The organism is Paenibacillus sp. J22R3, assembly GCF_056269305.1.
Map to the genome: position 1 here is coordinate 1,118,589 of NZ_JBWDNS010000002.1, position 25,738 is coordinate 1,144,326.

Annotated in this window: 18 protein-coding genes; 11 read left to right on the forward strand and 7 right to left on the reverse strand. The window is 49.8% G+C overall.

Annotation, left to right across the window (positions count from 1 at the left end):
- Positions 1-15: 15 nt before the first annotated feature.
- Positions 16-465, forward strand: a complete 450-nt coding sequence (locus AC0YN4_RS12985; RefSeq protein ID WP_475780137.1) for a DoxX family protein — start codon at positions 16-18, stop codon at positions 463-465.
- Here the strand turns inward: AC0YN4_RS12985 and AC0YN4_RS12990 are convergent, their stop codons facing one another.
- Entirely contained in the window at positions 466-1,119 is a 654-nt protein-coding gene (locus AC0YN4_RS12990; protein ID WP_475780138.1) for a cupin domain-containing protein, read from the reverse strand.
- Between the two features lie 198 nt (positions 1,120-1,317).
- Between AC0YN4_RS12990 and AC0YN4_RS12995 the strand changes: the two genes are divergently transcribed.
- Positions 1,318-2,403, forward strand: a complete 1,086-nt coding sequence (locus AC0YN4_RS12995) for an AbrB family transcriptional regulator (RefSeq protein ID WP_475780139.1) — start codon at positions 1,318-1,320, stop codon at positions 2,401-2,403.
- Positions 2,404-2,441: 38 nt separating this feature from the next.
- Here AC0YN4_RS12995 and AC0YN4_RS13000 read toward each other — a convergent pair whose 3' ends face one another.
- Together AC0YN4_RS13000 and AC0YN4_RS13005 are read right to left on the reverse strand one after the other, a co-directional pair.
- Positions 2,442-3,635, reverse strand: coding sequence for an oxalate decarboxylase family bicupin (locus AC0YN4_RS13000; RefSeq protein WP_475780140.1), 1,194 nt, complete (start codon positions 3,633-3,635; stop codon positions 2,442-2,444).
- 98 nt (positions 3,636-3,733) lie between these two features.
- Entirely contained in the window at positions 3,734-4,720 is a 987-nt protein-coding gene (locus AC0YN4_RS13005) for a LacI family DNA-binding transcriptional regulator (RefSeq protein WP_475780141.1), read from the reverse strand.
- Positions 4,721-4,997: 277 nt separating this feature from the next.
- Between AC0YN4_RS13005 and AC0YN4_RS13010 the strand changes: the two genes are divergently transcribed.
- The 5 genes from AC0YN4_RS13010 (at position 4,998) to AC0YN4_RS13030 (ending at position 13,253) form a co-directional block, all read left to right on the forward strand.
- On the forward strand, positions 4,998-7,448 hold the full coding sequence (locus AC0YN4_RS13010; protein WP_475835965.1) for a GH116 family glycosyl-hydrolase: 2,451 nt from the start codon (positions 4,998-5,000) through the stop codon (positions 7,446-7,448).
- A gap of 143 nt (positions 7,449-7,591) precedes the next feature.
- Positions 7,592-8,854 (forward strand): DUF5050 domain-containing protein, encoded by a 1,263-nt coding sequence (locus AC0YN4_RS13015; RefSeq protein WP_475780143.1) that lies wholly within the window; start codon positions 7,592-7,594, stop codon positions 8,852-8,854.
- Positions 8,855-9,005: 151 nt separating this feature from the next.
- On the forward strand, positions 9,006-9,680 hold the full coding sequence (locus AC0YN4_RS13020) for an NAD-dependent epimerase/dehydratase family protein (protein WP_475780144.1): 675 nt from the start codon (positions 9,006-9,008) through the stop codon (positions 9,678-9,680).
- A gap of 16 nt (positions 9,681-9,696) precedes the next feature.
- On the forward strand, positions 9,697-10,458 hold the full coding sequence (locus AC0YN4_RS13025) for a DUF5692 family protein (protein WP_475835966.1): 762 nt from the start codon (positions 9,697-9,699) through the stop codon (positions 10,456-10,458).
- A gap of 278 nt (positions 10,459-10,736) precedes the next feature.
- Complete coding sequence (locus AC0YN4_RS13030) at positions 10,737-13,253, forward strand: carbohydrate-binding protein (protein ID WP_475835967.1); 2,517 nt, start codon at positions 10,737-10,739, stop codon at positions 13,251-13,253.
- 51 nt (positions 13,254-13,304) lie between these two features.
- Here AC0YN4_RS13030 and AC0YN4_RS13035 read toward each other — a convergent pair whose 3' ends face one another.
- Complete coding sequence (locus AC0YN4_RS13035; RefSeq protein ID WP_475835968.1) at positions 13,305-15,650, reverse strand: helix-turn-helix domain-containing protein; 2,346 nt, start codon at positions 15,648-15,650, stop codon at positions 13,305-13,307.
- A gap of 272 nt (positions 15,651-15,922) precedes the next feature.
- Between AC0YN4_RS13035 and AC0YN4_RS13040 the strand changes: the two genes are divergently transcribed.
- The 4 genes from AC0YN4_RS13040 to AC0YN4_RS13055 all read left to right on the forward strand — a co-directional run bounded on the left by AC0YN4_RS13040 (position 15,923) and on the right by AC0YN4_RS13055 (position 22,044).
- Positions 15,923-16,840: an ABC transporter permease gene (locus AC0YN4_RS13040; protein WP_475835969.1), complete on the forward strand. Its 918-nt coding sequence runs from the start codon at positions 15,923-15,925 to the stop codon at positions 16,838-16,840.
- Positions 16,841-16,858: 18 nt separating this feature from the next.
- Complete coding sequence (locus tag AC0YN4_RS13045; RefSeq protein ID WP_475780150.1) at positions 16,859-17,737, forward strand: carbohydrate ABC transporter permease; 879 nt, start codon at positions 16,859-16,861, stop codon at positions 17,735-17,737.
- A gap of 63 nt (positions 17,738-17,800) precedes the next feature.
- Positions 17,801-19,381, forward strand: coding sequence for an extracellular solute-binding protein (locus tag AC0YN4_RS13050; protein ID WP_475835970.1), 1,581 nt, complete (start codon positions 17,801-17,803; stop codon positions 19,379-19,381).
- A gap of 110 nt (positions 19,382-19,491) precedes the next feature.
- Positions 19,492-22,044, forward strand: a complete 2,553-nt coding sequence (locus AC0YN4_RS13055) for a glycoside hydrolase family 2 protein (RefSeq protein WP_475835971.1) — start codon at positions 19,492-19,494, stop codon at positions 22,042-22,044.
- Between the two features lie 59 nt (positions 22,045-22,103).
- Here AC0YN4_RS13055 and AC0YN4_RS13060 read toward each other — a convergent pair whose 3' ends face one another.
- Genes AC0YN4_RS13060 through AC0YN4_RS13070 form a run of 3 tightly spaced genes read right to left on the reverse strand, consistent with a single transcriptional unit; the run spans position 22,104 to position 25,731 of the window.
- Complete coding sequence (locus AC0YN4_RS13060; protein ID WP_475780153.1) at positions 22,104-23,222, reverse strand: Ger(x)C family spore germination protein; 1,119 nt, start codon at positions 23,220-23,222, stop codon at positions 22,104-22,106.
- Positions 23,215-24,309, reverse strand: a complete 1,095-nt coding sequence (locus tag AC0YN4_RS13065) for a GerAB/ArcD/ProY family transporter (RefSeq protein ID WP_475780154.1) — start codon at positions 24,307-24,309, stop codon at positions 23,215-23,217. The genes AC0YN4_RS13060 and AC0YN4_RS13065 overlap by 8 nt, the downstream gene beginning before the upstream one ends.
- A gap of 9 nt (positions 24,310-24,318) precedes the next feature.
- On the reverse strand, positions 24,319-25,731 hold the full coding sequence (locus AC0YN4_RS13070) for a spore germination protein (RefSeq protein WP_475835972.1): 1,413 nt from the start codon (positions 25,729-25,731) through the stop codon (positions 24,319-24,321).
- Between the last annotated feature and the right edge of the window lie 7 nt (positions 25,732-25,738).

Consider the following 25,738-nt stretch of genomic DNA (forward strand, 5'->3'; position numbering starts at 1 on the left):
GGAGGAATGTGTATTATGGCACCTTTTATCGTATTGGCAGGTTCATGGTTCTTGTTTCGTTGCTTGGGATGGGTAGGCTTGTCCTACTTTGACGGCTGGCAGACGCCGCTTCAAGCAGCGGTTGCCCTTATGCTGCTGCTGACTGCGTCCGCTCACTGGGGGAGCAGGCGGCCGGATCTGATTCGGATGGTCCCACCGTCGTTCCGGAAACGAGAATGGCTCGTGACTGCAACCGGATGGCTGGAGCTTGCAGGAGCGGCAGCTATTCTCATTCCGTTCGTCGCTCCTGCCGCATCCGTTTGCTTAGCGCTCCTCTTCGTGGCTATGTTCCCGGCGAATGTACGCGCGGCAAGGGAGAAGCTTACGATCGGCGGCAGACCCGTGCCGGGACTTGCGCTGCGGACGCTGCTCCAGCTTATTTTTATCGCTGCCGTTCTGCTTGCCTCGCCTGTTGTTCAATTCTAATTAATACTGATACCAGCCATTTCCGATGACGGAGCGCTTCGGACCGGTATAGCCGGTTACAGGTACAGGAATACTAGGTGCCGCCGCTGCCACGCCTTGCACCATTTGTCCTGTTTTGTTGCAATCAGCCGGCGGGCCAATAAGTACGGTTTGCGTAATTGGCGCCAGCGTTTCCTTCACCATGGCTTCGTTAAGACAATAGGTATGTGCGAGCACATTCGCCGGAGTCAGTCTCAGCAGATCAGATCCCCCAATGAACTGAGGTACCGGTGCGTCGAATATGGCTAATACATGGGTATTATCCATCGTTGCGACTTCGTAATGCCACCATCCCTGCGGAACATTGACCACCTGTCCCGGTTGGCTGATAGGGAAGTTGAGCAGCTCATTCGTAAAAGGATTGATTAACGAGACAACCATCGCACCGGAGATCAGATAAACGAGTTCTGCCGCATTCTGATGATAGTGGGGCTCGATGACATTTCCTTTGCTCATGAAGATGTCCAGAAGCGATACATCGACGAGCGTATTCAACTGTTGATTGGATAACGTATTGATGTAGTTGCGGCCATCTTTTCTAAACGTGGTATTGTTATTGAGATTATAGGTGAATTGGACAGACGGGGATGTGTAGTCCATGTATGAAACCGTCATAGCTCTCCCTGCTTTCTTAGGTTAAATAGGCATTTGGCATGGGATATGTTATGACGGCAGCGGCAAGAAGGTGTTTCCGTTTTAAAGAATGCATCGTCTTCAAAGTGGTCGAACACGCCTTAAGGGGCGTTTTTTTGCGTAATAGATGTACTCGTTGTATGGTAAGTAGATGTTATAGAAGCAGGAAGGTGTTAGTTAATGTGGAGTGCGCTGCTGACGGCACTGATTGGAGGATTTGCATTTAAGCTGATGCATGCCCCGATTCCGTGGCTGCTCGGACCGATGATTGCGGTGTTGCTTGGAACAAATCTGCTAGGCAGAACCTATAAATGGCCGATGCAAGCGCGAAATGCCGGCATGATCATCGTTGGGTATACGATCGGTCTGTCGATGACAGCGGAAGCGCTGAGGGAGATGTCCTATCAGCTGCCGTCCATGACGCTGATGATCGTGTTATTATTACTATTTTGTACGGGAATCGCGTATCTCGTCTCGAAACTATCGCATACGGATTTCAAAACAGCGCTGCTAGGCAGCGTGCCGGGGGGGTTAACACAGGTCCTTGCGCTTGCGGAAGAGACAGAAGGGGTTAATCTGACGGTCGTAACCGTGACGCAGGTCATCCGGCTGATGATGATCATTATTTGCGTGCCGCTTCTCATATTTAATCCGATCTTCGGCCAAGCGCATACGGATGGAGCAGCGGCAGTATCGCAGTCTATAGCAGCCGCAGCTGCTGCTGATTGGAGCGGATTGTTTCCGAACATTCTCCTCTTCGCTCCGGTAAGCGTGGCTTGCGCTGTTCTAGGCAATAGGGTGAACTTTCCTACCGCCTATTTGCTCGGACCGGCTCTGGGAACGTCGATTCTACAGCTCAGCGGATTACATGGTCCGGCGCTGCCTTCACTCCTCATTGATGCAGCTCAATTCATGATCGGAACTTATGTAGGTCTCCTCCTGAAACCGCAACAGCTGCCGAATAAGCTTCGGACGATTTCGCTTGCGCTTGGAAGCGGGATGCTGCTGATTCTAGGCGCCTCTGCATTCGGATTTGTACTGACGAAGCTTCATCCGATTTCCATGCCTACAGCACTGCTCAGTCTAGCACCGGGAGGCATGGATCAGATGGGCATCATCGCGCATGAAATTCAGGCGGATCTGTCGATAGTGGCGGGTTATCAGCTGTTTCGCACCTTTTTTATTTTCTTCGCCGTTCCGCCGCTGCTTCGGATGTTGTTCAATTACAGCTTAAAGAAGCGAAAGAAGCAGGAAGAAGAATTATAGTCAGTTTCAGCCAAGACGTTCCGGAGGCGGCGCGAGCCTTACTTCGGGTAATAAGTGAAGCCCGGAAATTTGACGACAGCTTGCTCTTCTTTGCGCAGCGCGTCCAGCACCGTAGGACCGACATTCAGATTGCTCCCAACGAGGCTTCGAGGCGTAAGTGCCATCCATTGATTGAGCGAAATATCTTCGAACCGATCGCTCTTGAATATTTCAAGAAACCAGAGGGAGTTGCTGCCTGTATTCTGAATGTAATGGCCGTTCGCGAAAGGAACATAACCGACGTCGCCGGCTCTGTAATCAAAGGTCCGCGCTGTACCGTTCCCGGCAAACACGGTCATTCTTCCTTGACCGGTCAAATAATATTGCCACTCATCATTGTTGGGATGCCAGTGCAGCTCCCGCATGCCGCCGGGTTCAATTTCAACGAGTGCCGCAGCTACGGTTCGTGATATTGGGAAGTTGGTGGAGTCCACGATTCTGACATTACCACCTGATGATTTGACCGGCGTCTGGGCGAGTAAGCTGTGCTTGAAGGTTAGCGGCACGGTGCCGTATGGGGATTGAACGGCCTGATCCGCAATAGGACCTGGAATATTATCTTGATAAATGTAAACCTGTTCGTCTGGAATGGCGTCAAATGCACTTTGCGGTACGCCGAAGTTGGCGGACAACACGTCTTTGGGCGTATGAGCGAACCAGTCGGAAATGGTCAAGGTGTTCAAATCCGAGAAGCTCCCGTCATCGAAGACGAGCAGAAATTCGCAGCCTTCCTCTAATCCTTGAATGGAATGCGGCAGACCCGCCGGAAAATACCACAGGTCTCCCGGACCGACATCAGCAATGAAATTTCGCCCCTGCCAGTCCATGGACGTAATGCGCGCGCAGCCCCGTATCATATAGGACCATTCCGCTTGTTGATGCCAATGCAGCTCGCGAACGCCACCCGGTGTCAGGGCCATATTCACGCCGGCAAGTGTTGTTGCAATTGGCAGATCACGCACGGTAATTTCACGCGACCAACCGCCATGATTGAGCTGCATATGGGTATCGGAGAACGACATTTTCAAATTCGGCACTAAGCCTGCATCCGTTGCAGGAGGTACAAGCATATTCGGATTCTCCATATCTCTCATAATATCGCGCGGTCCTAAGTCGAGACCGCCTGCGCCATCGCTTCTGATCGGCTGCGGAATAACAAAAGGCTTCCTATCGTCCGGGGTAGGATTAGTCATGAACGCGATTCCTCCTATACTTTATCCTGAGTACATCCCCTATAAGTATGAGCGACAGCCTGGCAAGAAGACCAAATTCACCCCGTCCCTGACAATAGCTAAAGCGAATCTCGTTCGATGATAGAGTAAGCTACATTCGTACGCTGAGGAATGTCCCGGCCTTGGATGCTGGCGATTAATTGTTCAGCGGCTTTGCGCCCGATCTCGTCGACGTGAAAATCAATCGTAGTCAGCGCAGGATCCACATAGTGAAGAATATCGATATTATCGAAGCCCATGATTCCTGCCTGCTCCGGTACCCGGATATGATTCGCCTTCAGAAACCGCATCATGTCAAGGGCGTAGACATCGCTGCTGCATAGAATTGCGGGCTTCTCATCAGATTCCGATAGTAGCTGAAGCATGCTTTCCATGTAATCATAGTCCGTAATTACGGTATAACGGATATCCGGCAGCTCGGCACAGGCTTCGAGAAAGCCTTTAAGACGCTGCTCCGGAACGTAGATATTGCTCTTGCCCTTATAACGCAGCGGCGGACTTACGTACAGAATACGCTTATAGCCTTTGGAGCCGATATGGTGAACAGCAGTCTTCATCGCTTGTTTGTCATCGATCCAGACGAAAGGCACCTTAGTCGATACCCGATTGGCGAACGTGACGATCGGAACGCCGGATTGCTTCAAGAACGTATCGAACGTCGTGCCCATATTAACGGGTGACAGCGCAATGCCATCGACCTTGCGGTCCAGTAAATTGTTGATATATTCCATTTCAAGCGCTTTGTCCTTGTTGGTCAGCACAAGATAGACGAAATAACCGTGTCTTCTTGCTTCCGCTTCGAAAGAGTGGAACAGCTGCGAGAAGATGCGGTTATACACGTCGAAGAGCACGATGCCAAGCGTCTTCGTTTCTCCTTTGACCAAGCTTTGAGCCAGAAAATGCGGTCGGTACCCCAGTTCACCGGCAACCTTCATAATCTTCTCGCGAGTAGCTTCATTGATGCCGGGACGGTTATTTAGCGCACGATCGACCGTACCCCGAGTTACTCCGCACAGCTCCGCGATTTGTTTGCTTGTCACTTTCATCAGCTTCCGGCAGCTCCCGACTTTGGATTCATAGTTTTGCGATAATCGTAGTATAAAATGAGGGCTCCGGTCAATCCGTTCATGTGCACGGTGCGCGAAAATTTAAGGTGTAACCCACCAATAATAGCGTTTACAAAAATATACATGGCTGATACAATTAGAATCGTTCACGTGCACGGTAATGCCGTGCATGCCAAATGAATAGTCAATTCCATCTTGCGAACAACACAGCACTTATAGCGGAACCATAAACGAGCCTACAAGGAGCGATCGACAAATGGTTTATTCGAAAGCGCAATTATTCGATTCATCAGGGCAGCGCACGTACTCGGAGGAAGCGAAGGAAGCGGCTTTTCTGCTGGGCGGCATCGGAACGGGTAATATCTCGATCGGCAGCCGCGGCGAGTTTAGAGATTGGGAGATTTTCAATCGCCCGGGCAAAGGCGATCTGCTGCCAAATACGTATTTCTCCATCTGGGCGAAGCAAGAAGGCGAAGCACCTGTCGCGAAAGTGCTGGAGTCGAGACTGCCGCTGCCTCACAGCCGCTCGCATGGCTACCATCCGATTACAGGCGCCGGGCTTCCTCGTCTTGAGAAATCAACGATGCGCGGTGAGTATCCGCTCGTTTGGGTGGATTTTGAAGATAAGGAGCTGCCTGTACAGGTTTCGCTTGAAGCCTTCACGCCGTTTATTCCGCTGAATACGAACGATTCCAGCATTCCAGGCGCGTATATGACGTACACAGTCACCAATACATCGGATACAACAGTTGATGTTACGATTGCAGGCTCGCTGATGAATCCAATTGGCGGCATTAATTATGACTCATTCGGTAACTTGGATGTACGGAATACCGGCGGGAATTTCAACGAGTTCCGTGAAGATAACGGATTCACCGGCTTGAACTTCACATCGCATGCATTTGGTGATGGGGAGCTAAACTACGGCAGCCTTTCAATGGTAACGACGAATCCGAAGGTAACTCATAAACGCGCATGGTTTCGCGGCGGCTGGTATGATTTTCTGCAGGAGTTCTGGGATGATTTTGTCCAAGATGGTCAGCTTAATGATCTTGGCTACGATACGCCTTCCGAGAAGAACCGGACGGATACCGGCTCCCTTGGCGTATGCGAGACGTTGGCGCCTGGCGAGACGAAGACGTTTGGATTCGTGCTTGCATGGCATTTTCCAAACCGCGTCAATGGCTGGAATGATCATATATGCGTGAAGGAAGAAGGACGGCAAATTACGCAGAATTACTACGCCGGCTTGTTCGATAGCGCTTGGTCTGCAGCCTCTTATCTGGTGAGCAATCAAACTCGACTGACGCAAGAAACGAAGCTGTTCCACAGTGCGCTGTTCGAGTCCACGCTACCATCGCATGTACTCGACGCACTATCGAGCAACATCACGGTGCTCCGCAGCCCGACCTGCTTCCGGTTTATTGACGGACGGTTCTTCGGCTACGAGGGGTGTTTCGATCATCAAGGCTGCTGCGACGGAAGCTGCACGCATGTATGGAACTACGCGCAAACGCTTGCCTTCCTCTTCCCAGAGCTTGAGCAGAGCATGCGTAGAACAGAGTTTCTGACCGAAGTCGAAGAAGACGGCAAAATGAATTTCCGTGCATTCAAGATGTTCCAGTCCGAGTGGACGTGGCAAGGAACTTCTGCGCCTGCCGCAGCCGACGGCCAGATGGGCACGATCATGCGCGCCTATCGCGAATGGAAGCTGACAGGCGACGATGATTTCCTCCGTGAGCTGTGGCCTTCGATTCAGAAGACGTTGAATTATGCGCCGCTGCACTGGGATACGGATGGCGACCTCGTGTTTGATGGCGTGCAGCATAACACCTATGATATCGAATTCTATGGACCGAACCCGCTTACCGGCGTATTCTTCTTAGGCGCGCTTCGCGCAGGGGCTGAAATGGCTGCTTATCTCGGCGAAGAGGAAACTGCGAAGAAGTATGCGGCTGCATTCGAAACGAGCTCCAAGCGACTTGATGAGCTGACTTGGAACGGCGAGTACTATGTGCAGCGTCTGGAAGACGTGGATGCACATAAGTATCAGCATGGGATTGGTTGTTTGTCGGATCAGCTGCTCGGCCAGCAGCTTGCACATCTGTACGGGCTGGGTTATCTGCTTCCGAAGGAACGTGTGCAGAGCGCGATCCATGCGGTGTTCAAGCATAATTTCAAAGAGGATTTCTACAACCATGTCAACTGCCAGCGGACGTACACGCTTAATGATGAGAAGGGCTTAGTGCTGTGCTCTTGGCCGGAAGGCGGCCGTCCGAAGCTGCCATTCGTGTATTCCGATGAGGTGTGGACCGGTATCGAGTACCACGTGGCTACGCATTTGATCTATGAAGGCTTTATTGAAGAAGGGCTTACGATTGTAAAAGCGGTACGCGACCGTCAAGACGGATTCCGCCGCAGCCCTTGGAATGAGGTCGAGTGCGGCCATCATTATGCAAGGTCGTTGTCCAGCTGGGGACTTCTGATCGCGCTTAGCGGCTTCGAATTCGATATGGCTCGCGGTGAAATGAAGTTTAAGCCGGTAATTAACGAGGAGAATTATACCGGCTTCTGGAGCACCGGACGTGCGTGGGGAACTTACAGCCAGAAGCAAACTGATGGCGAGTATGAGGTCGACGTGAAGGTGCTGTACGGCGATGCTTCAGGCGTGAAAGTTTATGCAGGCGACAAAGAGTTTACCTTATAGGAAGCTAGCGAAGGCTGTCTCAAAAGTGCAACTTATGACTTTTGGGACAGCTTTTTTATGCAACAATCTATTCGGGGCTTCGTCTAGAAAGGAAAGGGTCGCTGTTTCTCCCTATTCATTCCAATAGACGAGGTGTTCGAATCATGAAGAAATGGTTGATCGGTACGCTGGCATGCACATGCCTCATAAGCTCGGGGAGCAGCTTCGCAGCAGCAGCCGAGGCGCAAGCTGCTGCTACTGCCATCACAGTTACGGTAAACGATCGCAGCATAACGTTTGATACCAAACCAATGATTGATCATGGAACCGTATTTGTCCCACTTCGTTTTGTCGTGGATGAGCTTGGCGGCCAAATTGCAGGCTGGAGCAACAATGAAGTAATCGTCACGAAAGGAACCACAACGATCAGCATGAAGATTGGTTCCAAGAAGATAACGATTGATGACAAGCAGCTCGAGCTTCAGGCAGCGCCTAAGTTAATGGATAGCCGAACGCTCGTGCCACTTCGTGTTCTCTCGGAGGTGTTCGGGGCCACAGTCCTTTACGAGAACCATCAAGTTCACATCCACACAGCTATTTCGGAGCCTATCTATGGCAATTCTATCGGCAATCTCAATAACGGCGGCTGGTATGTGAGTGACTTAGAATGGATCTATTACAACAATCAGAATGATAGCGGAAGGCTATATAAAGAGAAATATGACAGCTCGGAGAATCAGCTGGTCAGTGACGACAAGTATATTGGGGCTTTGAATCTCGTTGGCAAGCAATTGTACTACACAAGCGACAACAAGCTCTTCAAGTGTGATATCGATGGGGCGAACCGGACGCTTGTGCATGATTTTGGGCTGGGGGCAAATCTGGTATCCGTAGTCGGAGATTGGATCTACTATACGCAGGGCACCTATATGTATAAGCCGCTCTATCGGATGAAGCTGGACGGAACATCAATAGAGCTGCTCGAGAAATATCAGGTATCCAGCATCGCGGTGATGAACGGGAAAATTTACTATACGATCGAAGCGCAGAAGTTATTCGTGATGGACGCGGACGGGCGCAATAAGAAGAAGCTGCTCACGGGGGATTACATCACATGGGTCGAAGTGAAGGGACAATCGCTGTATTTCAATTTCAAAGGGAAGTTGTATACGATGCACACAGACGGTACGGCATTAACGAAAATTTCTGATCTGGATGCGCGCAATATTAATATTCAAGGTAATCGGCTCTATTTTAGCAACTATAGTGAATACGGCAAGAAACTATATCGGCTGAATCTGCTGGATCATACCACACTGAAGCTTAGCGATGATAAAGTCTATTATGTGCATATTTTGGATAAGAAGCTGTTCTTCTATAATCCTGATATCAGAGTCGTTGAAGAGATCGAGATCGAAGGGGCATAATAAGCTGGGCAGGGAAACCTGCTCAGCTTTTGCTTATGTCGCGCAATCTTGACGATCGACACGATCATCCTAGCAATCTACTGTTCAGCGACCGTTAAATTTGCTATCGTTGGTAGATACCAAGGTGAAGTAACGAGAGGGGGATTTCATATTGAAAGTACTGCTATTCGGTGCAACGGGCATGGTAGGGCAAAGCGCTCTTCGTGAGTGTCTCGTAGATCCACAAGTTACGGCGGTCACCTCAGTTGGACGGAATGTGACCGGTCAGATGCATGACAAGCTGATCGAGATCCAGCAGGCGAATCTACTCGACCTCTCTGCAGTCGAGAAGCAATTAACGGGCTTTGACGCTTGTTTCTTCTGTCTTGGCATATCGTCTGCGGGAATGAGCGAGGAGCGTTATACGGCGATTACCTATGATCTGACGCTCAGCGTGGCGAAGACATTGGCGCGATTGAATCCGCAGATGACGTTTATCTATGTGACGGGCAGAGGTACGGACAGTACGGAGAAAGGCCGCAGTATGTGGGCTCGTGTTAAGGGCAGAACGGAGAACGAGCTGCTGAGGCTGCCGTTTAAAGCGGCTTATATGTTCCGGCCGGGCGGGATTATACCTCGGCATGGCGTGAGGTCGAAGACCAAGCTTTATCAAGCGATCTACATCCTGATGAGACCGTTCTATCCGCTGCTGGAGAGAGGGTTCAAGAGCGCCATGACATCATCGGATAAAGTCGGACGCGCCATGATTGTCGTCTCGCAGCGGGGTTATGCTACTCCGTTCATTGAAAGCGATGATATCAATCGAATAGCTTCCCAACATATATGAACTGCGAGGAATTCCGATGTCGATGAAGCCGGCACAGCTTCCACAATCCATTCTGTTTGAGATCATTCTTGCTGTAATTATCGGTGGAACGGTCATAACCGCATTCTCACCGCTTTATGGGAATGGCATCATTAATGTCGTCGTTCCAATCGTTATTTTATTGGCCTTGAAGGCTGATTTTTTTGAAAAGCTCAAACTTTCCACCCTGCTGATCGGCCGAATTTTGGTAGTGGTGACCTTCTTAGGTTTCTTCCCGGATAATTGGCTTGTCCCAACCATTGTATGGCTGCTGCGCATCAATATCTTGGAAGCGACATTGACCGATTACAAGAATCGCAGTTATTACAACATTATCTCAGGCATAGCGTTGATCGCTTCATCCTTTGTTCTTCAAGGAGAGTGGCTCGGAACGTATTACGTCACGACAAACGAGGCCATGATTTATTGGGCGATTGCCTACACACTATGGAATTGGAACTTTGTCATCTATAATTTCAAGCAGCAGATCGGGTTCTACCATATTGCGGTGCTTATTGCCCCCATGCTGATTGTGCTCGGAGCTTGGAATCCGGGATTATGGCTAATCATGCGGGCTAACAGTTTGACGGTTGCGGGGATTTTTCAAATTTCATGCAAAAACTACCTCGAACAGAATCTCCGGAACGATTCGCTCACTGCATTCATTGCAGCGGTTAAGCGAAAACCAACGCAGCTTATCGTGATGTTTGTCAATGTGCTGCTCTGTATTGTGACGCTGGTTCTTATCGGAATAGGTTAACGAGTCGAGTCGTGTCATGTGTCGAGAGAGTCCCTGAGACTTTCTCGACTTTTTTGTGCAGCCATCGCTATTAACCGTGTAATTCGTAGTCTCCAAGCTTCGAAAATATGATGAATCTATGGAAAACAGAGTTGCTCCGAAGGGGCTGTAAAATTATGATGTGAATATGTAAGCGCATACAATATTGCTCATTCCAGCACTGGAAGAAGGGAGAGGCTTGAAGGTAAATTGGCATTAGAAGAAAGGACCAACTAACCGAATCACAAAGGAGAATAACAATGAAGAAGAAAATGACGCTTATCATGTTAGCCTGCTCCATGGTGTTCACCTTGTTTGGTTTCAGTCTTACTGTAGATCAAGGCTCGAAAGCAGAAGCCGCCGGCTACACACCGAAGCTGCCCAAAATGCCAGCGACATCGGCTGTTATTGTTCTGGACATTACGAAGGACAAAAGCGAGCATTCGTGGGAATCCACAGAGGCGCTGCTGGCAATCACGACGATTCAAGGGATCGTCAATCGTACGAGCAGTACGAAAATTTACTTGGTAAACGCGCCGCAGAAATGGACGGGCATCTGGAATCCTCCTGCGACAGATCAGTGGGCGCTCGACGATGGGCTCGTACCCGGTACGAAAACATACCCGACACTGAATCAATCCAAGCGTTTCCCGGTACTCAGCTACTTGGTGCAAAATTACGCTTCTTATATTAAAGGAAGTGTATTGTACCCAAGCTTGTCCACGACAGTAAATGACAGCGCCGTAATGGCGGCGATCACGGCTGCAGCGCAAACCGATGCGATTCCGTTGTCTTCGGCCATACAGAGCTATTTGTCTACGACAGAGAGCAAGACGTATACCTCGCTTGCGGACACACGCGGCTTTGCGAATGAAATCGACGCATTCCGCTGGGCCAAAGCGAACTACTTCAATGCGAATACGACAAAAGCATTCGTTGCTAAGCATGGCTTTAAGTATTGGGGCGGCAGCCCGGCGCTTGTACCGATGACCTTCGACTATTATGTGGCGAGCAAAGCGTTTATCTACAGCCTTGACGCGAACAAAACCAATGAGAGGGCTGAGGTCGCAAGCTTGCTGAATACAACGAACTACCCTGCAGGCATACCGGTGCTCGGCGAGATTAATGGTGAGACTTCGGAGCTGCAGGAAATCGAGGATCGCGGTTATTTCTTCACCTTCCTAGATGGTGCGAATTACTCCGTCCATAGCTCGTACGCATCTGATCCTGCGACGTTTACGGCACCAACTGCTCCCGCAGCATCGACAATCGACAATAACGGTGTCTACGTTGCCTTCTATGTCACCGATGGCGATAACCTGAGTATTGCGGAGTATAATCACCATAACTACTGGCGTAATTCACCGTATAAAGGTCAAGTTCCGATGGGCTGGTCCTTGCCGCCGATGCTGCTTGATCTGTATCCGAAGAAGCTGCAGTGGCTATCGGCGAACAATTACGCCAACAACTATGAGCTTATCGCCAATTACAATGATGGAAGCGCGCCAAATACGGCAGCAGGCGAAACGGCATTCATAACTGCGTATAAGGATTATATAAGCAATTCCAATGGGCTGTTTAGAACCATGAACTATTTTGATACTTCGGCAGCGTCGAATAGCATCATTACCACAATCAATCCTTACTTCTCCATTCGCGGCTACCAAGGGGGAACGAACGGCAATCCTGTTTCTTGGTCTTCCATTGGTCAGATTCCGAATACAACGATTAGCGGCTCCACGCAATCCACTGCAACACCGCAAGAGATCGCCAATGCTGCCAAATACGTAGCCGATCAAACTGCTGCAGGAACGCCTGCGTTTGTCGTTGTTTCGGTTGGAGACGGCGGTCACTCGGGGGACCCTTCGGAGGATGCTGCACTAGCGAAGGCAATCATGCTTAACAATGCCGGCGGCCGAAACTATCATTTTCTAAGGCCGGTCGATTTAGCGGCAACTTGGAAGGCTTACTCCTCTCCAGCAGCACCTTCAGGCAATTATGAAGCAGAAAGTGCAACATTGACCGGTGGAGTAGCAACCTATACGAACAGCTATGCTTCAGGTGGATCAATTGCCGGCTCGTTCTATCAGGGAGGGGCAATCAGCTTTGCTAATGTCGTGTCAGGCAGTTCCGTGCAAATTCGTTATGCGAACGGCTCGACGGTTCAAGGGAAGGCAAGCTTGTATGTAGGAGGCACGGATGTCGCGCAAGTAACATTGCCGCCGACAGGAAGCTGGGATACGTTCGGCACGGTAACGGTAAATGTTGCCGTAAGCGGAACGGTTAAACTTCAGATTGATGCCGATGATGCGGCGACAATGGGCGGAAGCTTCACAACAGCAGGCAATATCGATAAAATCACGGTTTCCGGCACGGGCGGAGGCGGCGGAGGTCAAACAAGCTTCGAGGCAGAGGCAGCTGCACTTGTCGGTGGAGCTGCAATCTACACGAACAGCGTTGCATCCGGCGGACAGATCGTCGGCAGCTTCTACCAAGGAGGTTCGTTGACATTCAGCGGAGCAGCGAGCGGAAGCAGTCTGACTGTGCGTTATGCCAACGGCTCGACGATTACAGGACGTGCAAGCCTCTACGTGAATGGTGTAGATGTGGCGCAAATCGTACTACCGACTACCGGAAGCTGGAATACGTTCAGTACGGTAACGGTGAGTGCAGCGGTTCAAGGCACGATTAAGATTCAGATCGATGCCGATGATGCGACTACGATGGGCGGCAGCTTCATTACAGCAGGTAATCTCGATAAAATAACGATCAATTAATGATGAAAAAGGATACAGCAGCGACTAACGTCGCCTTGCTGTATCCTTTTCTTATTTCACGGCCAGTTCATCTCGGACATGCTGGTTTTCTTTACGATATTGCGCCGGCGTAATGCCGTAGTTCTTCTTGAAGATCGCATAGAAGGAATTCAGTGCCGAGAATCCGGCGTTTCTAGAAATTTCTTCAATTGTCCGGTTCGTATCAACGAGCTGCCGTTTGACTTCTTCGAGGCGCAGCCCCGTAATGTAGTCGGACAAGGATTGGTTCATAATTTCTTTGAATAATGGCCGTAAATAGGGGACGGACATGCCCAGTGAATCAGCGACAAATTTGGATGAGAGATTCACATTGCTGATGTTGGATTCCACGATGTCGCGAATGTCATTCATTAATTTGGAATGGCGGTTTGACTTGGCATTCTGATTGGTCTCGAGCACGGAAGCGATTACCGAGTGCAGCCATTCCATAACGTTGCTGATTGTCTCCATTCGGTCAAGCTGCATCTCGATATGCGTGAAACTCCACAGATGCGGCTCGCTGTAATCATGCCGGATTTGACGGACGGTCTTGCCAAGGTTGAGCATGAAATGCGTTAATGCAAGCCTAGACTCGGAGTAAGAGTAAGGAACCAAATGCCCGACAAACTGCTCCAGATGAGAGATGCATTCCTCCTGATGGCCTAATCGCAGTTCAGACAATACGGCACGTTCCTGTTCTTCCGGATAAATATAGTCAGCGGCTCCCTCGCTCTGTACTTCAAGGAAGAAAACCTGCCCCCTCCCGCGTTTAAACCGCTCATTCGAACGTTCCACTGCATCCGAATATGCACTATGAAGAGAGGTGAAAGAATGACAGATTTCACTGATGACCACCGTAGCGGATAACGATAAATAGTGGTTGAAATGCGCTTGGATTTGATTGAGCTGCGGCAGTAAATCATTAGGCGCTACATCGCTCTCCAGATTGAACACAGCCGCGATATGATCGCCGTCCAGGCTGGAGGTTTCGATGAGGCGCGCTGCCGCAAGATCCTCTTTCACGATATTTTGCATCGCATATTTGATCAGACGCTGGTTGCGCGTGTTATTCGTTTCGCAGAAAGCCGTATAGTGGTCGATCCGGAATATGGCAGCACACAGACGATCCGGGTTCAACGAAATTTCCTGCTCCCGCAGCAGCTCCAAGATGCGATCGGAATGCTTCTCCGCCGGATGGAGCAGCAGCTCTCGAATGACGGATTCCTTGGATGCAAGCCGATTCTCCCGCCAATAGTTGGATAGCTGACCCAACTGGCTCCTCTGGCGATTAAAGATTTGGGACAAATAAGAGAGTTCATTATCGGTCTGCTGATTCGAATCATCTTGCGTGAGACTGAGGCTGGCATGGTTCTTCTTCACATCCGCAATTAATTCCTCGAGCGGGGAGTAGATGCGCCGCGACAACCGCCAGATCGTAATAAGCAGGGCTAAGAAGAATACCCCATAGAAAACGAATGTTAAATTGCGCAGGAGATGTAAATGGTTGAACAGTTTGTTCTTCGGAATGAGCTCTGTCATCGTCCAACCCTTTATGCCTTGGAAAGGAATTTCGACATACGCGAGCAAGTAATCATCGCCGCCAATATCTACGTTGGTCCAACCCTCACCAGGTTCAGATAATACCGGCAGCTGTTGCATGACCGGCAGTGAATTGCTGCTTGTTACGAGCTGACGTCGCTCGTCGAAGAACGCGATTTCGTTCGCAGTCCCGCCGTTTTGGAATTCATTCCCTACATAGGAATGCAGCTTCTTCATATCGACGTTTAAGACAAAGGAAGAGATGGAGCGGTTCGTTTCATACGAAATAATAACAGACAGCAGGTTCTTGGGCGCGGGATGGCCAATCGGAAACTTCGTGAGCTGCCGCGGCAGAAACGATACATTATACACCTTGTCCGTCGCACGAATGTTCGTGAGCACCTCTTTGTCCCAGAAGCCTTCTATGGGGAGGAGTCCGTAATTGGAAGTCAGTACTTGATTCGTATAGCCGTTTACAATGTACGCGGAATCAATAAACGGGTTGTATTTCAGCACATCCTTGAGCTTCACCCAGATTTGATTGTCTCGATAAGCGTCATTGAAGTTCTGCAAGGCATACGTTTCGAAATCGGTATTTCGGCTCCAATTGATGGCATAAGTCGCGGTGGATTCGAGCAATGAAGAAGCAATGCTGGCACGTTCCTTCATTAATACAACGGAGTGGTCGCCGATCTCCCCGGATGCCGAACGCGAGAACATGGTATAGATGGAGAAAGTGCTGATCGTCACTGCACCTAAGCTGATGCTGACAAAATAGAGCAGGATACGCAAGTAGGTTTGCCGGTTCTGTAGGCGTAGTAATAGTCGTTTGCGTGCCAAGTTCTTTTCCCTCCGTAGGCCTTTATGCTAGCGCTTATTATAGCATAATCGTTGTCGGCTAACGCGAAAGACTAGCATTTCTTATAGCTCTCGTTTTATGACCTTTGTTTATCTGATGAATCTATGCTTTTCAGATGTAGTTTTCCGAGCAATTTAGATTCTTCTGTTCTTCCAGGCAATATTCATAAGAGGTAGGGCTTGATAGGCTTAGGTTGTACCCGAAACGATGAGGGTCAGACACAACGAGTGCTGCACGAAAGGAAACGATGAGCATGTACGCTAACTTATGGAAGACGATGAAGAAGAGCCCGTACTTATTTCTGATGGCGGTGCCCGGTATGCTGTTTCTGTTTCTATTCAATTATGTTCCTTTGTACGGAATACTCATTGCCTTCAAGAATTTCAATATTTCCAAAGGCATACTGGGAAGCGAGTGGGTAGGTTTCAAGAACTTCGAGTTTTTCTTATCCTCGGATAAGCTGCTTCTCGTCGTGAAGAACACGCTGTTTCTGAATGCCTTGTTCATCGGATCGACGACCGTGTTCGCGATTGCGATTGCCCTGTTGTTAAATGAAATCCGAGTGCAATGGTTTAAGCGCGTCTCCCAATCGCTGATCTTCCTGCCCTACTTCATGTCCTGGGTCGTCATCAGCATGATTGTGAATGCTTTCCTAGGCGGGCAGGAGCCTACCTTGAACCACTGGTTAATCTCGCTTCACTTGCCCGAAGTCAATTGGTATTTCAATGCGGAGCTGTGGCCGTACATCTTAACCGTCATCCGAGTTTGGCAAGGAGCAGGGTATCTGGCGATTATCTACTTAGCCGCCATCTCCGGCATACCGGAGGATATGGTTGAGGCGGCCAGAATGGACGGAGCCTCCCGCTTCCAAATCATGCGACGGATCACTCTGCCGCTGTTAACGCCTACCGTCTCCATATTGATTTTACTTGCGGTAGGACGGATTTTTAACGCCGATTTCGGGATGATCTACGCCATTATTCAAGATAATTCGATCCTGTTCCCGACTACGGATGTCATCGATACGTTCGTGTATCGATCAATGAGGCAGCTGCATGACTTCGGTATGTCATCGGCCGTCGGTTTGTTCCAATCGGTGATGGGTTTTCTATTCGTACTGCTTGCTAACGGCCTCGTGAAGCGATTCTCGCGAGATTCCGCATTGTTCTAGAGAAGGAGAGTATGCAACATGAAAGAAAGTCGCGGCGATCAAACCTTTAAACTTATCTCTTACCTATTTATCGCGATGTTTGCCTTGTTTTGCCTGATTCCGTTCTGGCTTATGATTGCAGGCTCGCTTAGCACGGAGAAGGAGCTGCTGTTAAGCGGTTACTCGCTCATTCCGAAGGAACTGTCGACGGCTGCTTACGAAGCAGTACTTCGATCACCGGTTATTAAGTCCAGCTATATGGTCACTGCGTTTATTACCGTTACCGGAACGTTGATCGGTCTAACGATCAGTTCTATGCTGGCCTACTCCATCGCAAGCCGGCGGAATCCGCTGCGTAACGGAATCGGATTCTATGTGTACTTCACGATGCTCTTCCAAGGGGGCATGGTGCCGTTCTATATTCTAATGTCCAACTGGCTTCACTTGTCCGATTCATTATGGGCACTCATTCTGCCGATTGCGGTTCAGCCTTTCTATGTTTTCCTCATGGTTAGTTTCTTCCGGACGATACCGGATGATCTGGAGGAAGCGGGGCGAATTGATGGTGCTAATGAGCTGACGGTGTTCTTCCGCATCATCGTTCCGGTGTCGAAGCCGATTCTCGCTTCTGTCGGATTGTTCCTTGCACTGGCCTATTGGAACGATTGGTTTATGGGCCTTCTCTTCATCACCGACGACAGCAAGTTCCCGCTGCAGCTTGTGCTGCGTCGTTTGATTTCGAACATCGAAGCGTCCAAGCGGTTAATGCCTGCGGGTGCAAATTATGTCACGAACTTCCCAAGCCTCGCCGTTCGAATGGCGACGACGCTTATCACGATCGGGCCGATCGTGCTGCTGTATCCGCTGCTTCAGAAGTATTTTGTCAAAGGGCTGACGATTGGGGCCATTAAGGGCTAGACAGACGGCTGTTCCTGGGTTTAGGCTCAGTTAAGCGTATATAACTTAGAGGGGGATTTCGCGATGATTGCAACTAAGAAGGGGTTCATGAAACACAATAGGATGCTCGCCATGATGACGATCCTAATCCTGATTGCAACTGTACTCTCGGGCTGCGGCGGCAATAATGGTGCCAATACGCCTACTGCGAATGGGGCAGAAGAAACGAAGACAAACGCTCCAGCCAATGATACGGGCTCGGTTGAAACGGTAGAAGTGAAAGGATTATTTCCTGGAGATCCCCCGCAGGATTTTGACACCGTGCTCTCGGCAGTGAACGAGAAGCTGGCGAAAGATAACGTTGGCGTGAAATTAAACATTCAATTTATTCCATGGTCGGATTATGGCGATCTTGTTTCTGTCAAAGCTTCCGCCGGCGAAGATTTCGATATGTTCCTGGATGCACCGTGGCTGCACATGAACCAAATGATTACAAGCGGCTCGATCATTCCGCTGGATGAATATATTAACAGCGATAAAACACCGAATCTGGTTAAGGCCATTCCGCAGCAAATGTGGGAAGCGAACAAGTTCGAGCGTAAGATTTTCGGTATTCCGCTCGGTATCGCACAAGGGAAGATCAATGGTTTTGTCATTCGTAAAGACCTTAGAGAGAAATACGGATTAGGTCCTATCAAGAGCCTGCAGGATATGGAAGCTTTCTTATATAAAGTGAAAGAGAACGAGAAGGATATCACGCCATTCGGCATGAATGCAATGGATGCCAGCTTGCTCTGGGAGAATTATTTCTCCGAAACTTCATGGGAAGCGCTGAACAAATATATGCCGATCGGCGTATCGTTCTTCGTAGGCACTTCAGAAGGCAAGATTACAGCATTGACAGATGTACCGGCGTACAAATCCTTTACGGAGAAAATGACGAAGTTCTATAAAGACGGTATCTTTTCCAACAATATCGCACAAGAAGAGAATGCTCCTTCGCTCTTCAATCTGGGCAAGTTCGCTGCGATCAAATACGTAGCAGACGGCGAAGAAGGCAAGAAGTATCTGGATGCGCTGAAGCTTCCGGGTGCGCAGCTGGAGATCGTGCCGGCCTACAACTTGGATACGCCGAAGCCTTATTCCGACTTTAAACAATGGAACTTCCTTGTCGTGAACAAAAATTCGAAGCATCCGGAGAAAGTGCTTGCGCTGTCCGACTGGTTATCCGTGAAAGAGAATCATGACCTGCTTGAGCTTGGTATTGAAGGAAAGCATTGGAAAGCCGTCGGCGACGATCAGTACGAAATCGTAGAAGGCAGCGGCTATTCTTTCCCCGGATATGTGCTGACTTGGAGACCGACGCTTGTTCGGACTTCCGTTACCATGATGCCGGATGATAAGAAATGGTTCGATTATGCGCGTGATGCAAACAACTTTACGGCATCTCCTTATGATGGTTTTGTAGCCAACACAGATTCCATTAAGACCGAGCTTGCCAAAGCGACACCGATCGAAACCGATATTCTGAAGCCGCTCGGACTCGGCGTGCTGGATTCCTCGAAAGGATTTGCATCTGCCGTCGATGCGGCCAAAGAAGCAGGAGGACAAGTCATCGTTGACGAATTGAATAAGCAATATGCAGCGTTTACAGCAGGGAAGTAAGGGGAGCCAGTAGGGAAGGCGGGGCATTGTCCCGCCTTTTCTGTTTACAAGCAGCATAAGGTGGACAGTCGTTCCATCTAGCACAAGAACTCTCGAGAGGGGCTTGTTAAATGAGCAGTCGTATATCGCTTAGCGGCAGTGAATGGACAGTGACCGGATGGAATCGCAACCAGTGGAAGCTTGGCATGAGCATGGAGCTGGGCTTTAGCATCAATCCGATGCTCCCGGCCATTAAGGCTAAGGTTCCAGGGGCAGTGCAAAGTGATTTAATCGCGTCTGGCTGGCTGCCCGATCCAAACGAAGGCTTGCGCAGTATGGAGCAGGAGTGGGTGAACCATCGGGATTGGGTGTATGAGCGAAGGTTCGAGGTGCCGGATGGCTGGATGCAGGACCGCTGCGAATTGGTGTTTGAAGGATTGGATTATAGGGGACTCATCTATCTAAACGGCGAGGAAATTGCAGAATTTGAAGGGATGTTTCTTCCGGTAACGATCGATGTTGCGGCTAAGCTGCGTGTAGGGGCGGGAAATGAGAACAGGCTTCAGCTTGTATTCCTGCCGAGTCCTGAGGTGGATGGGCAGATCGGATACTCGAATGAGATCAGCAAGGTGAAGTCTCGCTTCAATTACGGCTGGGACTGGTGCCCGCGCATCGTGCCTGTTGGGATATGGAAGGATGTAAGTTTGCGGACTTACTCTGCGCTGAAGCTGATTGATTGCTATCCGAAGGCTGTTCCGGCCGAGGATGGCGACGGCGGTACGGTGTTGTATAGTGTGGAAGCTGAGATTTGGCGGCCCGGAAGCTACATGCTGGCTTATGAATTAGTCGATGCAGAGGGCGATATCGTACATAGGGAAAAGAATACCTGTGAGCTCCGTCGCGGCGGAATACATCGAATAGAGCATGAAATGTCCCTTGAAGCTGTTCGCCGCTGGTGGCCTAATGGCTATGGGGATCAGCCGCTCTATCAGGCGAGAGTCACCGTTTATGATGAGGAGGATCGAGTATGTGCCGCAGATGGGAAGACGGTTGCTTTTCGCACGCTTCGGTTTGTTCAGAACGAGGACTCCCCTACGGATGCACTGCCTTATACGCTGCTGGTGAACGGTATGCGGGTATTCTTGAATGGCGTGAACTGGGTGCCGATTTCACCGTACTTCGGCGGCGTAACGAGCGAAGATTATGCGCATTACCTGGGTCGTTTTAAGGCGATGAACGTAAATGTACTCCGCGTATGGGGCGGCGCGATTACGGAGAAGGAAGATTTCTATGCGTACTGTGACCGGAATGGGCTGCTCGTCTGGCAGGAGTTTCTGCAGTCCTCAAGCGGGCTGAATAATTGTCCGCCGGATAATGCTGCTTTTCTGAAAGAACTGGCGCGCGTGTCGCGGGCGGCCGTCTTCGAGAAGCGCTCGCATCCAAGTCTGATGGCATGGTGCGGCGGCAATGAGCTGATGTGGGAGAATTTCTCTCCGGTCGATGAGAGACATGGGAACATTGCGATGCTGAAGAGGCTGGTAGAAGAGCTGGACCCCGGTCGTCCGTTCTTCCCGTCAAGTGCGTCCGGCCCGAGATTCGGCGCAACCGAGGAGGAGTTCGGCAAAGGGCTTCATCATGATGTTCATGGTCCGTGGTTGTATCTGGGGGAAGAGAACCACTATCGATTCTTCAATCACAATGACAGCTTGGTGCAGACGGAGACAGGAACGCCGGGAACCTCAAGGGTGGAGCGGATTCGCGGGTTAGCTGATCGCATGTCCCCATGGCCGCCGACGAAGGAGAACGCCTATTGGCTGCATCGCGGCGCATGGTGGATTCAGTGGGAGCAGCTCTCCGATATGTTTGGTCCTTGGGACAAGGAGCGGGATGAGCTGGAGCAGTACTGTCAGGCTAGCCGGTATTTGCAGCTGGAATCGCTGCGGTACATGGCGGAGGCGACACGTAGGAGAGAGCCCAGATCCTCGGGCTTCATTATTTGGATGGGCAATGAACCATTCGCCAATAATGCCAACACCTCCATGCTTGAATATGACGGGATGCCAAAGCCGGTTTACTATGCAATGAAGAAAGTGTTTGGCGGCTTGCATGTATCTGCGCAGTATGATTGCCTTTCATACCGTGCTGGCGAATCGTTTGGCGGCGAGATTTTCCTGCATGCGGATCGTGCGGATCAGCAGTCGGTGCCATTTGCAGTGGAAGCACAACTGGTGCGGGCAGACGGACCGGTACTTGAGAGCCAACGCTTCTTGGTTTCAGTCGGGCGTGTGAACGATTATATTGGCAAGCTGGAATGGCAAGTAGAGGATGTGCCGGGTTCTGTGCTGATCTTGCGTTTGGCTGTATGCGACGAGCATAATCAGCAGATTGCAACGAATGAGTACCTGTTTACCGTGAACGCTGCTTGTCCGCTTGAGCCGCTCAGGAGACTGCCTTCGGCAGATGTTCGCGTTCGTCAAGGCGACCTTCCGGAACAGCTCATTTTGGTCAATCGCTCAGAGTTTGCCGCAGTTGGCGTGTATTTGATTCAGCGGGATGCCGGACAGCTTATTCATCTGGATCGCAATTATTTGACTTTGCTTCCGGGGGAACAACTTACCGTTACTTCGATGAATGGTCCGGTGACGCCGGAGCAGTTCTATGTAGAGGGAATGAATTTGGGTTGACGACGAATTTTATGCGGAATGAACAAGGATGGCCCTGGGTCATCCTTGTTTGCTGTCTCTTAGGATTCAATCATCCCCGCATCTCGGACGTTGATGACGACGTTAACTTTGACGGGAACTGTAGGATAGACGGTTTTCCAATCGAGACGTTTCCAAGCTTCATATGGCATGCTGTTTCGCACGGCGATGCCGAAACCTAAACTGTCGGTGCCAAGCGATTGCAGCCGGTTAACGATGATCTGTAATTCTTCATGCAATGCCTTCGACATATCTTGCTCCAGCTGCGTGAAGGGGGTATCTTTGTCCAAATGCTGTTTGCCTTCATATTCGAGGATAACGCCGCTAACTCGGACGTTTACCGTAACCTCGTGCGAGGAACCGACTTTATTAACGGAGATCGAGCGTTTCGTAATCAATTGAGAGAGCATGGCCCTTTCTTGTATGCCCGTTACGCTATTGGAAAATTTAATGAGCAGCTCACCGTTCTTCACGTTTCTGAGCAGCACGAAGAACGGGACAGCCTCGTCGGAAGCCATCTTTCCCTTATAGCTATCTCCACTAAACAGTGCGATCCCATCAATTTCTACATAGTCTTTCTCCTGTGCAATGAGCGGCAGGATCGGATCGATGCCGTCATCGTAATAATCGCGCACAAATTCGTATAGGCCGCCGGGAGGCACTTCGTTTATTTTACTTTTCTGCTCGACGAGAGCGCTGATATGATCGCTAATCGAGGGGATGCCAGGGTATGGATAAGTTAGTAAATGAACAGAGTTCCCATTTGCAACGACGATACGGATCTTCTCACCAACCGAATAATCCCGACGATAGGAATCCAAGTATGTCCATATGCCGGTTGCAGCTAGTTCATTGCCGAAAATCAAGTTTTGCAGTTGGCCGGAGACGAGTATTTGGCTTGTTTTCAGTGAAAGCTTGCGGCGTGCTTCCTTTGTAGACTCCGATTCTGTTTGCAAATTGGTTACTTGTATCTGTCCCCCGAGGCCAATACGGGGTATTGCAATGGCAACCGAGATTTTGTGACCTTTCGAATTGCCATCCTCTTGTTTCACCGCATCGATAGCAGCGCTGGTTACCATTCCCAAGTCCTCAAGCTTTTGTTCTTTGATACATCCGGTTAGCAGGAGGAGCAGAAGCAATATAAAACCTCGTTTATACATGTTTTCGACGCCCCTTACAATGATGAATATATAGGAGTACAAGCAGCAATGCCGGCAGAAGGAACGCGACCCCGATTTCTGTAATTCCCATATAGTGAAGCAATCGTTCTGTTTTCTGTAAATCACCGCGATTCCACGTCACGGAAATCGCAGCGAGAAGTGCAAATGCCAGATAAGGAATAAGTCTTTTCTTTGCACTTGCCACCATGGTTTTGACCAGTTCAATTGCCGCCCAAAGATACATGGTCGTAATAATAAGTGCCCGCAGCAGAAAGAGATTGAAGATGAAATCATCGACGCGCTGCACGAACGGGAAGCGGATAAACGATAATGTATTTAAGGACGGATAGGCAAGCTGTTTCAACTGTTCAAAGCTATAGAAGCTGAAGGTCAGGAGGGCAATAAAACAATAAACCAGCGTCACAACTAGGTTTCCGATTTGAAAACCAGTCATTAAGCGGGTCTTTTTGCCTGAATAGGGAAACAGCAATAGACTTAATTCATAGCCTAGAAATGCAAAATAGATGTTGAGTATACCCCGTAAGGTAAGCCCCGCATCTTTGAACATATAAGGTGTGAAGCGAGCAAAGCTGAATTGATTGAGTAACGTTTCTGGTACCAAAATAAGCTGCCAGAACACACAAACAAAGAAAATCACGGAAGCCGTGGCGATACCGATGATGCCTTTGCTAAGCATCAATAGAACTAGAGCTCCGAGCAGGATGTATAAGTAGAGAGGGTTTATCGTCGGAAACGACGTGGAACGCAAGATAAGTAAATACTGCTTGCTGATCAGGACGCCTAACACGGTCCATTGCAGGGTAAGCAAACTGAAGAGCGGAACCGCAATGCCGGAAGGCAGTACGCGTCTTGCGATCTTATAAATACTGACACCTTTGCCGTACCGATAGACTAAAGCAATCAGCCATAGATTTAGGGATGCGATCGCACCGAATCCGAACAGGGCCAGCCACCCATTATAGCCAAATTCTTCGGCGAGAAGGCGCGGCATTTCGAACGAAATAATGCCGTACTGCAACGTAATGGCCAGGATAATGACTTGAGAAAAGGTTAGTTTCGCATTCATATGGAACTCCTAGCTTAAGGGCGATTTGACGTGCTTTCTGGCTTTATCTATCCATTGCACCGGCGCGCGTACGATTATATCGAGCCAATTGCCGGGGGACATGTACGCACCGGCACCGCCGAAGGCATTTTTACCGGACAGCTGGATGACGAACAATGCGAGCCCGATAACGAATCCGAAGTTGCCAAGCAAACCGGCCAGTACGATGATGCCAAACCGAAACAGCCGAATCGCCGAGCTCATGGAATAGCTCGGAATGACGAAGGAGGCAATTGCGGAAATCGAAACGGAAATAATGAGAATGTTGCTTGTTATCCCTGCTTGTACGGCAGCTTGGCCAATGACGATTCCTCCGACGGTACCGATGGTTGTCCCGACCTTGGTTGGCAGACGGGCTCCTGCTTCTCGCAGCAGCTCGATGGTGAATTCCATAATAATGGCTTCCATTAAAGGCGTAAACGGAACCTTGTTACGAGACTCCATCAAGTTATTTAGCAGCGAAGGGGGAATCATCTCGTAGTGATAGGTGACAACAGTAACGTAGAACGCCGTAAAGCCCAGCGTAATAAACAATGCGATATACCGCAGAAGCCGTATAGCGGAAGAGACAAGCCAAGACATATAGTAATCGTCCGTTGAGGAGAAAAATTCATAGAAGGTAGCCGGTGCGCTGAATGCGACCTGGCTTCCGTCCAGCAGGCCGACTAATTTGCCTTTAGCAAGCTTACTTACAGCTACGTCCGGACGTACGGTTGTTAGAAACTGCGGGAAAACCGTGAAACTTCTGGGATCCAAATATTGCGTGAGCGTGTTCGTATCCAGTACGGTATCCGTGTGATTGCCACGCAGTTTCTCGTACATCAGCTGCACATCATCAGGGTCGGCTTCGCCTTCGAGATAGAGAAGCGACATCGTAGAGCCTGATTTACTGCCGAGCTTGAAGGAGAGCGATTTTAACCGCGCGTCTTGCAGTCGTCTGCGGATGAGGGATAAATTGGTGCTTAGCGATTCCGTGAACGAATCCTGCGGTCCGCTGATGACGGTTTCAGTATCCGATGACGTGATGGAGCGGGCATCCGGCGAATACGAGTCGTACAGATAAGCTTGCCCGCCGTAGTAAATGGCAACTTGCCCGCCAAGTATGCCTTGCGTTACCTGCTCCGAAGTAGCGGCTTGGACATATTGGCTTTGCGTAAGCTTCTCTTTGATTACAGCTTCGTGGTTGTCAACTGCACCGAACGGTTCCAGCACATCTTTGCGCAGTTGTTCTTTTCCCGTCAGATGAGCGAAATAAATCAGATCTATGGCATGAAGGGGAAACTTCTGATGCACGAGGTCCGCACAATGATCGAGCGCTTGAAGCGTACGGCTAAGCAGTTCCGGTTCCGTTTTCTTCCCAGCATCCTTCACAACGAATTCCACACTTTCT

Bases quoted from the DNA above. Each gene is read 5' to 3' on its own strand.
- AC0YN4_RS12995 (WP_475780139.1), top strand. From the start codon at position 1,318: ATGTGGAGTGCGCTGCTGACGGCACTGATTGGAGGATTTGCATTTAAG.
- AC0YN4_RS13060 (WP_475780153.1), bottom strand. From the start codon at position 23,222: ATGTATAAACGAGGTTTTATATTGCTTCTGCTCCTCCTGCTAACCGGA.
- AC0YN4_RS13050 (WP_475835970.1), top strand. From the start codon at position 17,801: ATGATTGCAACTAAGAAGGGGTTCATGAAACACAATAGGATGCTCGCC.
- AC0YN4_RS12985 (WP_475780137.1), top strand. From the start codon at position 16: ATGGCACCTTTTATCGTATTGGCAGGTTCATGGTTCTTGTTTCGTTGC.
- AC0YN4_RS13030 (WP_475835967.1), top strand. From the start codon at position 10,737: ATGAAGAAGAAAATGACGCTTATCATGTTAGCCTGCTCCATGGTGTTC.
- AC0YN4_RS13045 (WP_475780150.1), top strand. From the start codon at position 16,859: ATGAAAGAAAGTCGCGGCGATCAAACCTTTAAACTTATCTCTTACCTA.
- AC0YN4_RS13005 (WP_475780141.1), bottom strand. From the start codon at position 4,720: ATGAAAGTGACAAGCAAACAAATCGCGGAGCTGTGCGGAGTAACTCGG.
- AC0YN4_RS13025 (WP_475835966.1), top strand. From the start codon at position 9,697: ATGTCGATGAAGCCGGCACAGCTTCCACAATCCATTCTGTTTGAGATC.
- AC0YN4_RS13015 (WP_475780143.1), top strand. From the start codon at position 7,592: ATGAAGAAATGGTTGATCGGTACGCTGGCATGCACATGCCTCATAAGC.
- AC0YN4_RS13065 (WP_475780154.1), bottom strand. From the start codon at position 24,309: ATGAATGCGAAACTAACCTTTTCTCAAGTCATTATCCTGGCCATTACG.
- AC0YN4_RS13040 (WP_475835969.1), top strand. From the start codon at position 15,923: ATGTACGCTAACTTATGGAAGACGATGAAGAAGAGCCCGTACTTATTT.
- AC0YN4_RS13000 (WP_475780140.1), bottom strand. From the start codon at position 3,635: ATGACTAATCCTACCCCGGACGATAGGAAGCCTTTTGTTATTCCGCAG.
- AC0YN4_RS13055 (WP_475835971.1), top strand. From the start codon at position 19,492: ATGAGCAGTCGTATATCGCTTAGCGGCAGTGAATGGACAGTGACCGGA.
- AC0YN4_RS13010 (WP_475835965.1), top strand. From the start codon at position 4,998: ATGGTTTATTCGAAAGCGCAATTATTCGATTCATCAGGGCAGCGCACG.
- AC0YN4_RS12990 (WP_475780138.1), bottom strand. From the start codon at position 1,119: ATGACGGTTTCATACATGGACTACACATCCCCGTCTGTCCAATTCACC.